Source organism: Photobacterium proteolyticum (genome assembly GCF_001939735.1).
Classification (GTDB): domain Bacteria; phylum Pseudomonadota; class Gammaproteobacteria; order Enterobacterales; family Vibrionaceae; genus Photobacterium; species Photobacterium proteolyticum.
The window spans coordinates 17,229-33,076 of sequence record NZ_MJIL01000065.1; the positions used below are offsets into that span (position 1 = coordinate 17,229).

12 protein-coding genes and 1 riboswitch are annotated in these 15,848 nt (G+C 53.8%); of the genes, 6 read left to right on the top strand and 6 right to left on the bottom strand.

From position 1 onward, the window contains the following. Positions 1-33: 33 nt before the first annotated feature. The 6 genes from thiB to leuA all read right to left on the bottom strand — a co-directional run bounded on the left by thiB (position 34) and on the right by leuA (position 6,961). Positions 34-987 carry a thiamine ABC transporter substrate binding subunit gene (gene thiB / locus BIT28_RS10635; protein WP_217696625.1) on the bottom strand — a complete coding sequence of 318 codons (954 nt, stop codon included), beginning with the start codon at positions 985-987 and terminating at the stop codon, positions 34-36. A 140-nt stretch (positions 988-1,127) separates the two neighbouring features. Further along, positions 1,128-1,231: riboswitch (TPP riboswitch) on the bottom strand. Between the two features lie 74 nt (positions 1,232-1,305). Continuing rightward, positions 1,306-2,088: a DUF547 domain-containing protein gene (locus BIT28_RS10640; protein WP_075763534.1), complete on the bottom strand. Its 783-nt coding sequence runs from the start codon at positions 2,086-2,088 to the stop codon at positions 1,306-1,308. A 150-nt stretch (positions 2,089-2,238) separates the two neighbouring features. Next, positions 2,239-2,841, bottom strand: a complete 603-nt coding sequence (leuD, locus tag BIT28_RS10645) for a 3-isopropylmalate dehydratase small subunit (protein WP_075763535.1) — start codon at positions 2,839-2,841, stop codon at positions 2,239-2,241. 15 nt (positions 2,842-2,856) lie between these two features. Then, entirely contained in the window at positions 2,857-4,296 is a 1,440-nt protein-coding gene (gene leuC, locus BIT28_RS10650; protein WP_075763536.1) for a 3-isopropylmalate dehydratase large subunit, read from the bottom strand. 23 nt (positions 4,297-4,319) lie between these two features. Then, a complete protein-coding gene (gene leuB, locus BIT28_RS10655) occupies positions 4,320-5,408 on the bottom strand; it encodes a 3-isopropylmalate dehydrogenase (protein WP_075763537.1) in 1,089 nt (362 codons plus the stop codon). Positions 5,409-5,410: 2 nt separating this feature from the next. Beyond that, positions 5,411-6,961 (bottom strand): 2-isopropylmalate synthase, encoded by a 1,551-nt coding sequence (gene leuA, locus BIT28_RS10660; RefSeq protein ID WP_075763538.1) that lies wholly within the window; start codon positions 6,959-6,961, stop codon positions 5,411-5,413. Positions 6,962-7,544: 583 nt separating this feature from the next. On the opposite strand from leuA, the gene BIT28_RS10670 reads away from it, so the two are divergent. From BIT28_RS10670 to leuO, 6 genes are all read left to right on the top strand, one after another. Beyond that, positions 7,545-8,195 (top strand): TetR/AcrR family transcriptional regulator, encoded by a 651-nt coding sequence (locus tag BIT28_RS10670; RefSeq protein WP_075763539.1) that lies wholly within the window; start codon positions 7,545-7,547, stop codon positions 8,193-8,195. Continuing rightward, positions 8,185-9,555, top strand: a complete 1,371-nt coding sequence (locus tag BIT28_RS10675; RefSeq protein ID WP_075763567.1) for an efflux RND transporter periplasmic adaptor subunit — start codon at positions 8,185-8,187, stop codon at positions 9,553-9,555. Before BIT28_RS10670 ends, BIT28_RS10675 begins: the two co-directional genes overlap by 11 nt. Further along, entirely contained in the window at positions 9,552-12,674 is a 3,123-nt protein-coding gene (locus tag BIT28_RS10680) for an efflux RND transporter permease subunit (protein WP_075763540.1), read from the top strand. Before BIT28_RS10675 ends, BIT28_RS10680 begins: the two co-directional genes overlap by 4 nt. A gap of 174 nt (positions 12,675-12,848) precedes the next feature. Next, on the top strand, positions 12,849-13,358 hold the full coding sequence (locus BIT28_RS10685; protein WP_075763541.1) for a phosphatase PAP2 family protein: 510 nt from the start codon (positions 12,849-12,851) through the stop codon (positions 13,356-13,358). Then, on the top strand, positions 13,355-14,467 hold the full coding sequence (locus BIT28_RS10690) for an MJ1255/VC2487 family glycosyltransferase (RefSeq protein ID WP_075763542.1): 1,113 nt from the start codon (positions 13,355-13,357) through the stop codon (positions 14,465-14,467). Before BIT28_RS10685 ends, BIT28_RS10690 begins: the two co-directional genes overlap by 4 nt. A gap of 345 nt (positions 14,468-14,812) precedes the next feature. Continuing rightward, positions 14,813-15,769 carry a transcriptional regulator LeuO gene (leuO, locus tag BIT28_RS10695; protein WP_075763543.1) on the top strand — a complete coding sequence of 319 codons (957 nt, stop codon included), beginning with the start codon at positions 14,813-14,815 and terminating at the stop codon, positions 15,767-15,769. The last annotated feature ends 79 nt before the right edge of the window (positions 15,770-15,848 follow it).

The window sequence follows — 15,848 nt, forward strand, 5'->3', positions numbered from 1 at the left end:
TGGGTAACGCGTGTATTCAAAGGAGGGCGGCCATTATTGGGTCAGGGCGTGTTGCCATTCTCGGATCCATCCACGACGCTCGGCAGCCACTTCCTCGGCACCAAATTCCAATGACTTGGCAGGCAGAGTCAGTTGCTCAAACCCTTCAGGCAGGGGCTGCTTGGTGACTGGGTACATCCAGTTACCTGTCGGGATCACTGACTGGAACGCCGGCGTCAGGATAAAGGCCATAAACTGATCGGCCAGTTTCTGGTTCGGGCTGCTTTTCAGCTTGGCCGCCACTTCAACTTGCATGTAGTGGCCTTCGCTGAAGTCTGCGGCTTTGTACTGGTTCTTGTTTTCGGCAATGATGTGGTAGGCCGGTGATGTCGTATAGGACAAGACAAGATCAGATTCGCCCTTGAGGAACATATTGTAGGCTTCCGACCAGCCTTTGGTGACTGTGACCGTTTTCTTCGCCAGTTGCTGCCATGCCTCAGAGGCGTTATCGCCGTAGACCGACTTCATCCATAGCATCAGGCCCTGGCCCGGTGTCGAGGTGCGCGGATCCTGGTAGATCACGCTCAGATCTTTGCGCTCAACCAGCTCTTTCAGGCTTTTCGGCGGTGTCGCCAGTTTTTCTGAGTCATAAACGAATGCAAAGTAACCGTAGTCATACGGTACAAAGGTATCGTCGTTCCAGCCGTTAGGCAGGGTGACACTGCGGGTATCGACGCTGTGCGTTGCCAGCAGGCCGGTTTTTTTTGCTTCGCTGATCAGGTTATTGTCCAGACCCAGCAGGATGTCGGCCTTGGCGCTGCTGCCTTCAAGGCGCAGACGGTTGAGGATGGAGACGCCGTCGTCCAGCGCCACGAACTCAAGGTTACAGTTGCACTCGGCCTCGAAGGCTTTTTCAATCGCCGGGCCCGGTCCCCAGTCAGAAGCAAAAGAGCTGTAGGTATAGACGGTTAGGGTATCTGTCGCTGCCCATGCTGAGCCTGCAGCCATAGACAGAGTTAGAATTGGAAGTAGTTTTTTCACTATGCGCTCCTGATGCCCTTGCATCCTGCAAGAGGGAAATAAATCGAATGAGCGGCACAGGGTTGAGAAAGGTATGCAGCATCGTGCTGCAACGTTGACAATAATGGTGGTCAGATTATCTCAATTCCTACGCCAGCATGACCTGGTTCAGGTTCAGTGGGTCCCGCAAAAAGCAATCTCAGTCTGGTATCAGACTCCCCAATGAGAACGATAGCTATTGTAATGCGCTCTGCAGTCCGTTGCCAGCGCAATACTACGTTGTGTCGTTTGGCCCTGTATTTTGAGCTAGCGGGCTTCGTTGAGTGCCCAGTCGTAGTCATAGCTGACGTTGTTGAGCTGAACCGGCTGGCCCTGGCGGTACCTATTAAGGTGCTTTTGCAGGTTGCTCTTACTGCCAAAGTCTACACCGTACCAATCATAGATTGAGGACAAACGGACGTTGTCGCCGCTTACCCGAATCCCTTTGGCACTGTTGATAAAGCGACGGGCACTCTGCTCAAGCAGCTTTTCGCTGTTGCTGGCGGTAAAGGCCGTCGGCTGGAGGTCGGGGCAACCCAGGCTGGCACAGTTGACGACATAGTGAATGCGGGGATCATTCCAAATCGGGCGCAGGATCCGGTGTTCGATATCATTGAGCGATAGGTTATTGCCATTAATGGTGACGAGCTTTTCATCCCAGGGCCCGAAGCTGAACAGGCCGCCTAGCTTGGTAATGGATTTCAGTGGGTAGTTGTCGAGGATCAACTGAACGGTCAGGGCATTGTAAAGGTTCACCCAGTAGGCGAATTGTTCGTCTTTGCTATAGCGGCGCGGATCGGTCGCGGTTAGCTTGCGGATATAGCGGTCCAAATCATACTTGTCGCTGCTGGACACGGCGCGGTAGCGGAACAGCGTCTGTTTGGGCTGCGCGACCAGGTAGCTATCCAGTGTCTGTTGCCAGAGAGAGTGGTCGATCGTCGCGGTATTGGTTTCATTGCTCTGTTGCCAGTAGGGCCACAAGTCAGCTCTGGGCGCGGCGCAGCCTGTTGCGGAAACCAACAACAAGAAAAGGGTGAATATAGTACGCATGCTAAGTCCTTGCGATCACTGAGTTGGAAGTTGCTAGATGATATGACCTGTATCGTCCTGTTTTCTTGCAGCAATTTTCTGCTATCCCTTTGCCAGATATAAAAATGCCCCGGCAGCTGAGGGCCGGGGCATGGTGAACAGCAAGGCTAGTTAAGCCAGAAAAGCCGGGATCTTGCTTTCATACTCGGCAATCTTGCCCTCGTGTTGGAGGGTCAGGCCGATGTTGTCCAGGCCGTTTAGCAGGCAGTGGCGGCGAAACTCATCGATTTCAAAGCTGTACTGTTTGCCGTTGGCGGTGACTTGCATCGTCTCAAGATCGACTGTGATTTGTGCCCCTTCGGTATTTTCGACAAACTGGAACAGCTCGTCGACTTCCTGCTCGCTCAGGCGCACAGGCACCATCTGGTTATTGATGGAGTTGCCATAGAAGATATCGGCAAAGCTTGGGGCGATCATCACCCTGATGCCGTAATCGGCCAGTGCCCACGGTGCGTGCTCGCGCGAAGAGCCGCAGCCGAAGTTTTCACGGGCCAGCAGGATGCTGGCACCCTGATAGCAAGGGGCGTTCATCACGAAATCCGGGTTTGGCTTCTCGCCGGCATCGTCGAGAAAACGCCAGTCGTGAAACAGATGCTTGCCAAAGCCTGTCCGGGTTACTTTCTGGAGAAACTGCTTGGGAATGATAGCGTCAGTGTCGACGTTCGCCGCATCCAAAGGAACCACCAAACCTGTATGTTGTTTAAAACCTGCCATTTTTTGTTCCTTCTGTTAAGCGGTTGCGGTTTCTGAGTCCAGTTCACGGATATCAACGAAGTGGCCGGCACAGGCGGCTGCTGCAGCCATCGCCGGGCTAACCAGATGGGTACGACCATCGCGTCCCTGGCGGCCCTCGAAGTTACGGTTACTGGTTGATGCACAGCGCTCTTTCGGACCCAAGCGGTCGTTGTTCATTGCCAGGCACATTGAGCAGCCCGGCAGGCGCCATTCAAAGCCGGCTTCAATGAAGATTTTGTCCAGCCCTTCAAGCTCGGCTTGTGCCTTGACCTGCTCAGAGCCCGGAACAACCAGTGCCTGGATATTCGGGGCTACCTGGCGTCCCTTGGCCACGGCTGCCGCGGCGCGCATATCTTCAATGCGAGAGTTGGTGCACGAGCCGATAAAGACTTTGTCGATACTGAAATCGGCCAGCGTTTTACCTGCTTCCAGCCCCATGTAGGCCAGGGCTTTTTCTGCCGAGGCTTTCTCGACTGGATCGCTGAAATCATCCGGCGACGGGATTGGCTCGTCGACGGCAATCACCTGGCCCGGGTTGGTGCCCCAGGTAACCTGTGGCCTGATGTCTTTGGCATCTAAGGTAACAACGGCGTCAAAGACGGCGTCGTCGTCGCTTTTCAGTGTCTTCCAGTACTCGACTGCAGCCTCGTAGTTTTCGCCGGCAGGGGAGAACTTACGATCCTTGATGTAGTCGAACGTGGTCTGATCCGGAGCGATTAGGCCGGCCTTGGCACCCAGCTCAATCGCCATGTTACAGACGGTCATTCGTCCTTCCATCGACAGATCCGTAATCGCCTCGCCGCAGAACTCGACCACATAGCCGGTACCGCCGGCTGCCGTCGTTTTGCCGATGATCGCCAGAACGATATCTTTGGCGGTAATGCCTTCTGCGACCTTGCCCTTGACTTCGATTTTCATTGTCTTGGCACGGGCCTGCTTCAGTGTCTGGGTGGCCAGAACGTGTTCGACCTCCGAGGTACCGATGCCGAAAGCCAGCGAGCCGAAGGCGCCATGGGTGGCGGTGTGTGAGTCACCACAAACGATGGTCATGCCCGGCAGCGTAATGCCCAGTTCTGGCCCCATCACATGCACGATACCCTGGTATTTGTGGTTCAAATCATACAGGGTGACGCCGAATTCTTCGCAGTTCTTGGCCAGGGTCTCCATCTGGATCCGGGCCATTTCGCCAGAGGCCTTGATGTCCTTGGTCTGGGTTGAGACATTGTGATCCATGGTGGCAAAGGTTTTGCCAATCTGGCGAACCTTGCGACCTTTTTCGCGCAGGCCGTCGAAAGCCTGCGGTGAGGTCACCTCGTGTACCAGGTGACGGTCGATGTATAAAATCGGGTTTTCGCCTTCCGCCTCGACGGCAACGTGGGCATCGTATACTTTTTCATAAAGCGTCTTTGGCGCTTTTGCTTCGGTGTTTGACATTGCTCGATTGCTCCTCGTTTGTCTTATGCTTGGCGGATGTAGGCGGCAATCTTGTCGCCCATTTCGCTGGTGCTCAGTGCCGGGGCATCACCGGCCAGATCGGCGGTTAGCTCACCAGCTTCCAGAGCCTGGGATACGGCCTGCTCAATAGCGCGTGCGGCCTGTTCTTCACCCAGGCTGTAGCGCAGCATCAGGGCGGCAGAGAGGATTTGTGCGACCGGATTGGCAATATTCTTTCCTGCAATATCAGGGGCTGAGCCACCGGCAGGTTCGTACATGCCGAACTTGTCCTGGTTCAGGCTTGCCGATGGCAGCATTCCCATTGAACCTGTGATCATCGCGCATTCGTCGGAGATGATGTCGCCGAAGATGTTCGAGCACAGCATGACGTCGAACTGTGACGGATCCTTGATCAGCTGCATGGTCGCGTTGTCGATGTACATATGGTTCAGGGTGACGTCCGGGTAGTCCTTGGCGACTTCCTCGACCACTTCGCGCCACAGGATCGAGCTCTGCAGCACATTGGCCTTGTCAATCGAGTAGACGTTCTTGTCACGCAACTGCGCCGACTCGAAGGCAATACGGGCGATACGTTCGATTTCGTAGCGGTGGTATACCTCGGTATCAAAGGCTTTCTCTTGCGGACCTTCGCCTTCGCGGCCTTTCGGTTGGCCAAAGTAAATCCCGCCGGTCAGCTCGCGCACCACGACGATGTCAAAGCCGCGTTCTGAAATATCGGCACGCAGCGGTGAGAAGTTTTCCAGACCACTGTGGATTTGCGCCGGGCGCAGGTTGCAGAACAGCTGGAAGTGCTTGCGCAGCGGCAGCAGGGCACCGCGCTCTGGTTGGTCGTTCGGTGGCAGATGCTCCCATTTCGGGCCGCCGACAGAGCCAAACAGGATCGCATCGGCGTCTTCACAGCCCTTTAGCGTCGAGTCGGGTAGCGGGCAACCATGGTTGTCGATGGCGATACCACCGACATCAAACTCGTTGCTCTCTAGGGTAAAGCCAAACTTCTCTTGTACAGCGTCTAGCACCTTGTGTGCTTGCTGCATGACTTCTGGGCCAATACCGTCACCCGGTAGAACGGCAATCTTATATGTACCTGCCATGGTTATACTGTCTCCATATGGGATTTTTGTTTAAGTTCTGCAATTTGATCGGCGCGGTGAATACTGTTGATGACGTGAAGCAGTGCCTGCCCCGATGCCTCGACAATATCGGTGGCCAGGCCCGTACCGTGGTACTTGCGGCCTTTGTAGTTGGCGATAATATCGGCCTGTCCCAGTCCGTCCTCACCTTCACCCTTGGCGGTCAGGTCGAACTTGTCCAGTACGATCTCGTAGCCGGTCAGGCGGTAGATACACTGGTATAGTGCGTCAACCGGGCCGTTACCGACAGCGGCTTCGCACTTCTCTTCTTCACCGCACTGCAATTTGATACTGGTGGTTGCCATCACGCTGCCGGACTGAACACTCAGGTAGTTCAGCTTGAAGAAGTCATCTTCCTCGCGCAGGTTGGCAAAGTGCATCAGGGCTTCCAGGTCGTAGTCGAAGACCTGCCCCTTGCGGTCGGCCAGCTTCAGGAAGTCGGCATACAGCTCGTCCAGGTTATACTCGTTTTCGGTATAGCCCAGGGTGTCCATATGGCTCTTCACCGCGGCACGACCAGAGCGGCTGGTCAGGTTCAGCGCCTGATTCTTAAGACCAATCGACTCGGGCGTCATGATCTCGTAGGTGTTTTTGTTCTTCAGCATCCCGTCCTGGTGGATCCCCGAGGAGTGGCTGAAGGCATTGGCACCGACAATGGCCTTGTTGGCCTGGATCGGCATGTTGCAAAGCTGGCTCACCATCTTGCTGGTACGGTGGATCTCATCGTGCTTGATGTTGGTATGGACACCCAGGAAGTCGGCGCGGGTTTTGATGATCATCGCGATTTCTTCCAGCGAACAGTTACCGGCGCGTTCACCGATACCGTTGATGGTGCCTTCTACCTGACGGGCACCGGCCTGGACGGCAGCCATTGAGTTAGCAACGGACATGCCCAGATCGTCATGGCAGTGTACCGAAATCACGGCCTTGTCGATGTTAGGAACACGTTCGAACAGTTGGGAGACAATGCCGCCGAATTCGTTCGGCAGGGTGTAGCCGACGGTATCCGGGATGTTGATGGTATTGGCTCCGGCATTGATGGCGGCCTCGACCATCCGGCACAGGTTGTCAATCGGGGTACGGCCGGCATCTTCGCACGAGAACTCGACATCGTCGGTATAGTTGCGGGCACGCTTGACGGCGGCAACCCCCATCTCGATCACATCGTCATAGCTGCGGCGCAGTTTGTCCTGAACATGGATGGTGGAGGTCGAGATGAAAGTGTGGATTCGGAAGGCTTCGGCAACTTTTAGGGATTCGGCGGCGACATCAATGTCTTTGGCTACGGCACGGGACAAGGCGCAGACCCGGCTGTTTTTGATGTGCTTGGCAATGGTCTGCACCGATTCAAAATCGCCCGGGGAGGAAATCGGAAACCCCGCCTCAATCACATCGACGCCCATTCGCTCCAAGGCATAAGCAATCTGCAGTTTTTCTTTTACCGTCAAGCTGGCGGAAAGTGCCTGCTCACCGTCGCGCAAAGTGGTATCGAAAATAATGACCTGATCTTTCATTGCTTCTTCCTTATGTTGGCCTGCCTGTCTAGGCATTGTCTGCATCCGCTTGCGCCGGCTCTGTTATATAAAAAAACCCGCGCTTTCTGCGCGGGTTTTTTAGAATTCTTGGTGGTGTTTCTCACCCATCAGCTACCCGCGCGAATTATTCACGATAATGAGGAGGCTAAGGAGCAGAGAGAAACGATTTTTCATTTTTTAAATGATATCCACAAAGTTGATTAACAAATGAATACCAAATAGACAGGTTAAACGTCAACCACTAATTGAATATTTATTTTTCAAATGTAGCTATTCATATGATTAGTAATGGATTTATTCTTTGGTGCAGTTAGGGGGATGGCGGCTGCAGAAATGGTTACGGTGAATGACTGGCTAAAAGTGATAGCCCTGGCTGATTTGGGTAACTACCCGATTTGTTAACAGTGTGCCGGTGTGAAGAGGATAACGGCAGAAATTTCTCGCTGATATAAAATTAATCAAATGATTAATTTGATGTGAATAAATTCGTTACAGCCAAGGTAGAAGTATGAAGTAAATTATTAATCAGGTGATTAATTAACAATGAGTGATAGAAGGAATTATGTCGGGAAAAGCAGGTCGCCCCAGCGGGGATTCTGATGCGCGGGAGAGGTTAATAACAGAGGCGAGAAAGCTCTTTGTCGCCCTTCCCTACAGCAAAGTATCGACCCGGATGATTGCGTCACGGGCTGATGTCAATGTGGCGCTGATCCGTTATTACTTTGGGAACAAGGCTGGCCTGTTTGAGACCATGTTACGTGAAACACTGGAGCCGATCCGTGCCCAGTTAAAGCGGGTGATCAAGGTCGGTGATGCGGACAGTGTGGGCGATCTGATGCGGACCTACTACCGAATCATGGCGCCAAGTCCTGATCTGCCGAAATTGATTGTACGTACGATGATGATGGAGCCCGGAGATTTGCAGCGGCGTTCCATGGAAAAGATTTTCAGCGAAATAGCGTTTCCGGCAGAAGATTTAATGTTGGAGCAGATGAGCCGTGCCGGGATATTACGTGATGATGTGTCGCCGAAAAAGGCAAGGATGACCTTTATCAGCATGATGGTTTTTCCGTTTCTGGCCCCGCCGGCTCTGCTTGGGTTGCAAGGAATTGAATTGAATGAAGAGTGGCTGATGGAACTTGCTGATCATAATGTCGATGTGTTGCTTCACGGTATTTTAGCGCAGGGGGGCCGTACCAATGATGAAGCTTAATAGAAAACTATTGATTTTGCCGGCGATACTGGTTGGTGTGGCCGTGTTGGCGCTGGCGATTAATCTGCGCTCGACCCCGGCAGTCAAGCCGGTGTTGAACAAGGCGCGGCCGGTTGATGTGATTAGCCTGCAGCAGCTGCCTCTGGCCCCTGTGGTGACCGGATTTGGCCGGGTTAAGCCCAAAGTCGAATGGCAGGCCATTGCCGAGGTATCCGGCAAGGTGGTGTATCGCCATCCCGGGCTGGAGAAAGGTCGGGTACTGGATGCTGGCACGACCTTGCTGAAAATTGATCCCCTGGATTACGAACTCCGTCTGGCCCAGGCCGAAGCGGATGTTAGTTCAAGTCAGGCTCAGCTAGCCAAGTTGGCCCAGGAAGAGCAGAACCTGAAAACGACGCTGAAGATTGAGAAAAACCGGTTGGCCATCAGCCAAAAAGAGCTGACCCGCAAGAAAGAGCTGCGTGGCAAGGGGCTAACCTCGCAGTCTGCTGTTGATCTAGAGTTGCAAAACACCCTCGCCAGCCAGAAGGTGGTCCAGGATATCGAGAATCAGCTGATTGTGCTGCCCAATGAACGCAAAGTCACCGTCGCACAGCTGGAAGTTAACCAGTCTCGGGTTGCCGAGGCCAGACGCTCGCTGGAGAAAACCGTGATCACTCTGCCAGTGGATGCTCGGATCTCCAGTGTCGATATCGAACAGGATCAGGTGGTCAATGCCCAGCAAAGTATGGTGATTGCCCACGGGATTGATACCGTGGAAATCGATGCTCAGGTTGCGCTCCATGATATGCAGGTATTGGCATCGAGCCTGACCCAGTATACGGCACATGCCGATGGCCGTCCGCGGGCTGATCAGCTTGATCTGACGGCGAGTATCCAGCTCTCTAGCGGTAGCTTCCAGCAGCAGTGGCCGGCGAAGGTTACCCGGATCAGCGATACCGTCAGTGCCAATCAGGCCACGGTCGGGGTGATCCTCGAGGTGGATCAGGATTACAGCCAGCTTTCCCCGGAAGATGCGCCGCCATTGGTCAACGGCATGTTTGTCGAGGCGCGTTTGTCCGGACAGGACAATGCCCACTGGGTGATCCCGGAGCGGGCACTGCATGGTGATAAGATTTACCTGGTTGCAGAGAATAATACGTTGCAGATTCAGTCAGTTACCGTGCTGTTCCGCCGGGCTGGCAAGGTTGCTATCGCGGGTGAGCTATCATCCCGGCAGCAGCTTGTCGTTAATGATTTGCTGCCGGCGGTGTCCGGTATGGCACTTCAGGTGGTCACTCGAAATGGTCTGGCGGTGACAGAGGCGAGTCAGCAAGACAATGACGGGGCAAGCCAGAAGGATGAGGAGCCTGCGTTATGATCCGTTATTTTTCTCGTCATCCGACAGCAGCCAACCTGTTGATGTTGGCCCTGCTGATCTTCGGCCTGGTCTCCCTGCCGCAGATCAAGCGGGAAACTTTTCCTGAATTCTCGCCGCCTTACATTATTGCTTCAGTCGTGTACCCGGGGGCTTCGCCGCAGGAAGTCGAAGAGAGCATTTGTATGCGGATGGAAGATGCGGTCGATGGGTTGGCGAATATCGAGGAGACCCGCTGCGAGGCTGTGGAGGGGGCTGCTTCGCTGATCCTTAAGTTGACCGGCAGTGATGTGGTGTCGCGGATGCTGGTGGATGTCCAGACCCAAATCAACGCCATCAATGACTTCCCGACGCAAATCGAATCACCGATCGTCCGCGAGCTGGACTGGAACGAGCCAGTCGTTGATGTGGCTATCAGTGCCGATACCAGCTGGCCACACCTCAAGGCCTATGCCGAGCAGCTGAAGCGCAAGCTGAAGCTGGATTACGGCGTATCCCTGGTTGAAGTGGCCGGTTTCTCCGATCACCAGCTTCGGGTGGAGCTGAAAGAAGCCCCGCTGCGCCAGTTGGGTCTCAGTGTCGGTGATGTTGCTGATCGCCTTTCGCGTCAGAACTTGAAGTTACCGAGCGGCAATATTGAGCTGGCGGAGAAAAACCTGTTGATCCGGTTTGATGAGCAGAAGATCACTCCGGACACGCTGGCCAGCACCGTGATCGGTGCCGATAGTGAAGGAGCCCTGCTGCGGCTGGGAGACATTGCAACCATTACCGACCGGTTCGAGCTGGATGAACAAAAAGTGCTGTTCGACGGCCAGCCGTCGGCGCTGCTGAAGATCAGCAAGAACAAGGCAGATGATGCCTTGCGGATCAAAGAGCGGGTGGTGCAGTTTGTCGAGGATGAGAACCAAATCGCGCCGACCGGCGTCACGCTTAATCTGACCAACGATATCTCCTCGGTCTTGTGGGATCGCCTGACCATGATGGTGAAAAATGGCTGGCAGGGGGTGGTGCTGGTATTTGCCACCATGTGGCTGTTTTTCACGTTCCGTTATTCGTTCTGGGTGGCGGCCGGGTTGCCGGTGGCCTTTCTTGGCAGCCTGTTCCTGATGGCTGGCCTTGGTTTGTCGATTAACATCATGTCGTTGGTCGCTCTGCTTATGGCGATTGGTATCATGATGGATGATGCCATAGTGATTGCCGAATCGATTGCTGCCCACCTCGAGCGAGGGCTGACGATCCCCGATGCGGTTTCCGATGGGGTGAAGAAAGTCTTCCCTGGTGTGCTTTCCTCTTATCTCACGACAGTGTGTATTTTTGGAAGCCTGCTGTTTTTGGAAGGGGAGATGGGGGCCGTTCTCAAGGTGGTCCCTATGGTGCTGATCCTGGTGCTGACCATCAGCCTGGTTGAGGCCTTCCTTATCCTGCCTAACCACCTGAGCCATTCGCTGCAAAAGCAGCAGGCAAGAGGCCGGCATGAGCGGCCGCCGCTGGCATTCAAGGCCCGTTTTCTCAAGCGCTTTGAGACATTTCGTAACAACCAGTTGGTGACTGCGGTCGATACCGTGGTGCGCTGGCGCTACCTGTTTCTGGGCTGCGTGATTGCGATGTTGTTGATTTCTTTCTCCTTGCTCGCTGGCGGCGCGCTGAAGTTTGTCGGCTTCCCCGAGCTTGACGGTGATATTGCCGAAGCCCGGGTGATCCTGCCGCCGGGAGCGTCATTGGCCCAGACCGAACTGGTGGTCGATGAAATCATCACGGCCGCTGAAAAGCTTAACCGTGAGTGGAGTGACGAGCGGGAAGGCGGGCAGACGCTCGTCGAGCATATTACTGCGCAATATAACTTCAATGCCGACGCCGATGAAAACGGCCCGCATGTCGCCACGGTAAGGCTGGATATGCTGGGCGCTGAATCGCGCAATAGCCTGATCGATGAGTTTATTGCTGCCTGGCGTGAGGAAGTCGGGGTGATTGCCGCGCCGGTGTCCATGGTCTTTAAGCAGCCGATGGTCGGGCCGGGTGGCCGGGCGGTCGAAATTCGGATGCAGCATGACGATCTTGAGATGCTCAAGGGCGCTTCGATTGAACTGCAGCAGTTCCTGAATGAGTTTGACGGTGTGTCCGGTGTGCTGGATGACATGCGGATGGGTAAGCAGGAGGTACTGGTCAAACTGCGTCCGGGGGCCGAAAGCTTCGGCATTGACGGTCAGATGATTGCCTCTCAGCTGCGGGCGGCCTACTTTGGTCAGACAGCCGATGAAATTCAGATTGGTCCGGAGAATATCGAGGTCGAGGTGCGCTTTGACAAGCAGGAGGCGGCCAACCTCCAGACGTTGGCAAGCTTTCCGGTGATCCTGGGCGATGGCAGTCAGATCCCGCTAGCCTCGGTTGCCGTGTTGGAATATCAGCGTAACTTTGTCCGTATTCAGCGGATCAACGGGGTCCGGACGCTGAGTGTGTTTGCCGATCTCGATAGTAGCAAGATCAGCTCGACGGAAATTACCCGTCAGTTCCGTAATCGCCTGATGCCCGAGTTGCAGCAAGCATATCCGGGCCTGCGGTTTGATTTTGAAGGCGAGGCCAAAGATACGGCGCAAACCGGTCAGTCGATGGGGATTGGTTTTATGCTGGGTATCTTCGGGGTGTTTGTGATCCTCAGCTACCAGTTCCGAAGCTATCTGGAGCCGTTCGTGGTGTTGTTGGCGATCCCGTTGGCATTAATCGGCGTTTTCTGGGGGCACTGGTTATTGGGCTTTGCCCTGAGCATGCCCAGTATCATGGGCTTCGTTTCCCTTGCGGGGGTGGTCGTCAATGACTCTATCTTGCTGGTGCAGTATATCCGCCACCATGTCGATGATGGTGACAGCGTGCATGATGCCGTAGTGAAAGCGAGCCGGGAGCGTTTTCGTGCCGTGTTCCTGACCTCTCTGACAACGGCGGCCGGGTTGCTGCCGCTGCTGCTGGAAACCAGCTTGCAGGCACAGGTGATCCAGCCGCTGGTGATATCAATCGTATTTGGGATCTTTACCTCGACCCTGCTGGTACTGTTTATGATCCCGGCGGCCTACGCCATTCTTGCCGACTTCAACCTGGTGCGAAAGCACGAGGAACTTGTGCCGGCCTAGACCGCTATTGCCATCACACTCTCAAACGGGACCAGTTGGTCCCGTTTTTTTGTCTGATGCCTGGCCAGGCTTTCACACTGGCGTGTTTTGTCATTGAGCCTCCTTGAAAACGTCACGGCACTGTCATCTCGCTTTTTTAGTCTGACGATAATTTAATCAGTGAAGGACTCAATGATGGCCGTTCTCGCACCGATACAGCGTTTTGATAATGCCTTTTCTACTCTTTGCCTGTGCCACCGGTTTAATTATCAGGTGGCTGCTATGAGCCGGGCGGTTTCTCGTTCGGGAGACGGCCCGCTGTATGCCGTTTTCGGCATGACGGTATGGCTGACCGATGAACAACAAGGCAGTCAGGTGCTCGTTCTCGGCTTGCTGGCATTTTTAATCGAGCTGCCGGTGTATTGGCTGCTTAAAAACGCATTCAAGCGCAGTCGGCCCAGCCACCTGCCGAGCTTTATTAAACCCTCCGATAAATACAGTTTGCCTTCCGGGCATACGGCTGCCGCGTTCATCATGGCCTCGCTTATCTCGGCGTTTTATCCGGCAGCGGCTTGGCTCGTGTGGCCATGGGCGGCACTTATCGGCTTGTCCCGGGTACTGCTCGGGGTGCATTTCATCAGTGATATTGTGGCGGGCGCATTGCTCGGACTGATCTGCTTCGATTTCGTTCAGGGGACATTATGAAGATACTTTACGGTGTACAAGGTACCGGCAATGGTCATATTTCACGGGCCCGGGAAATGGCGCGGGCCTTTAGTCAGCTAGATGTCGAGGTGGACTATCTGTTCTCCGGCAGGCCGCCGGAGCACTACTTTGATATGGCCTGTTTCGGGAACTTTCAGACTCGTCGCGGGCTGACCTTCGTAACTGAAAATGGCCAGCTCAACCAATGGAAAACCGTGACAAACAATCACCCGACCAAGTTCCTGCAGGATGTGAAGGTCATGGATTTGAACCAGTATGATGTCGTACTGAATGATTTTGAGCCGGTGTCAGCATGGGCGGCCAAGAGGCAGCAGGTACATAGTATCGGGATCAGCCACCAGAATGCTTTCCTGCACCCGGTGCCCAAGAAGGGAGAAGGGTGGAGTGATCGCCTGATCACCCGGCACTTTGCGCCTACCTCGCAGCAGCTAGGGCTGCATTGGCACCATTTCGGGCATATGATTTTGCCGCCGATAGTACCACCAACCCATAGTAGCCAGATCCGCAATGACGGCAGTGTATTGGTATACCTGCCCTTTGAAGAGCTGGGCAAGGTACTGGCATTGTTGTCGCGTTTTTCCCAGCAGCATTTTTATTGCTATCACCCAGCCGTCACCGACGATCAGGAGCTGGAAAATATCAGTATCAGGGCATTGAACCGGGAAAGCTTCCATTACCGTTTGCAACGCTGCGCCGGGGTAATTGCCAATGGCGGTTTCGAGCTGCCGTCTGAAGCCATCGGGTTGGGGAAAAAGTTATTGCTAAAGCCGCTGCAGGGCCAGTATGAACAGCAGAGTAATGTGGCAACGCTGGAGCAAATGGGGCTGGCGATGTCGATGGTCCATCTTGACCCTTCTGCTGTTCGCTTGTGGCTGGACACAGATGCGGCCGGGATGGTTAAAATTCCCGATGTTGCTCAGGCGATCGCACGCTGGGTTATCGCCGGTGATTGGTATAACTGTGATGAATTATGGCAGCGGCTTTGGCAGCAGGTTGAGTTTCCCGATTTGGTGCATGATTTAATGGTCGAGTTTGACTCATCTCAGGAAGCCGAGAAGCGTATATTTTCAATCACTGGGACTTATTGATAAGCCGTAAAATTGCTTTTTCAGTCGAATAGGTGTGGTGATTAATTGCTCAATAAGGCGTCATTTTTTGCTTATAATTGCGCCTTTATTTAATTTATAGAGATTTTATAACTTTTTATAACCACTCTAAGGTATTGATTTCATTTGGTTTGTATTCTGAACTTTAGTATTTGCTTATAAGTCTTTATATTTGCTGAGTTTCGCCTATTGGTTTCGTCAATCTATTTGAATAATACTGGCCGCATCCCGAACAGGGAGACAGTGGTAAGAGCAGAGGAGAAGCTCTTTTATTCAGCGGTGGCATAACGGATTTTGCCCCAAATTTAATTCAAGTAGAGGCAAAATATGACGCGAAAAACTTCATCTATTCATCCGACTGATAGCTATAGAATGGAGTCAAATCTAAGAAGTGTTGACCTGAATCTTCTGACTGTATTTGATGCGGTGATGCAAGAGCAAAACATTACCCGTGCCGCCCATAATTTGGGTATGTCGCAGCCTGCGGTAAGTAACGCTGTGGCACGCCTGAAAGTGATGTTCAATGATGAGTTGTTTATCCGTCATGGCCGTGGGATCCAGCCAACCCAACGTGCGAAGCAATTGTTCGGTCCGGTGCGCCAGGCGCTCCAGTTGGTAAAAAACGAATTGCCGTCTTCTATCTTTTCACCGGAGACGTCAAGCCGTACTTTCAAGCTGGCTATTTGCAGCCCGTCGGACATGCGCTTTGCTCCACGTATTTTAACTAACGTGGCCGAGCAGGCCCCTAACTTGCGTATGCAGCTAGAAGCAGAGCTGGATGCTGAACTTGCCCAGAAGATGCGCTATCAGGAAGTTGACTTTGTGATTGACTATGTACGCTTTGACGAGCCGGGCTTTTGCAGTACCGAGCTGTTCAGTGACGAACTGGTCGTGATTGCGGCCGGTAACCACCCGCGTATTGGCGATACGATCACCGAGGCAGAGTTTGCGGCAGAGAAACACGCGGTGCTGAAGTCGATTCCGGGCGTCAAGCTGTTTGCGGATCATATTTATAACCAGCACAATTCGTACCATGAAGCTTACCAGGGCGCGAGCCTGAGCAACATTATGTATGTGGCTGGCCAGTCTGATTTGATTGCGGTTATGCCGCGTTGGCTGGCTGAGTCGGCTGCCCAGTCGCAGCAGCTGAAAATTCTACCGTTACCGTTTGAATCGGCAAAAATCTGCGGTTACCTGAGCTGGCATGAATCGTCTCAGAAGGACAAAGGCCATATCTGGATGCGAGATCAACTGCTGAACGTCTGTGGTGACAGCTCGTACTAACCACGACTAGCCACTGCTTAAGAAGCCAGCGCCTGCTGGCTTCTTGTGATCGCCGGGCCCTGCCTCCTGCCCGGCGGCC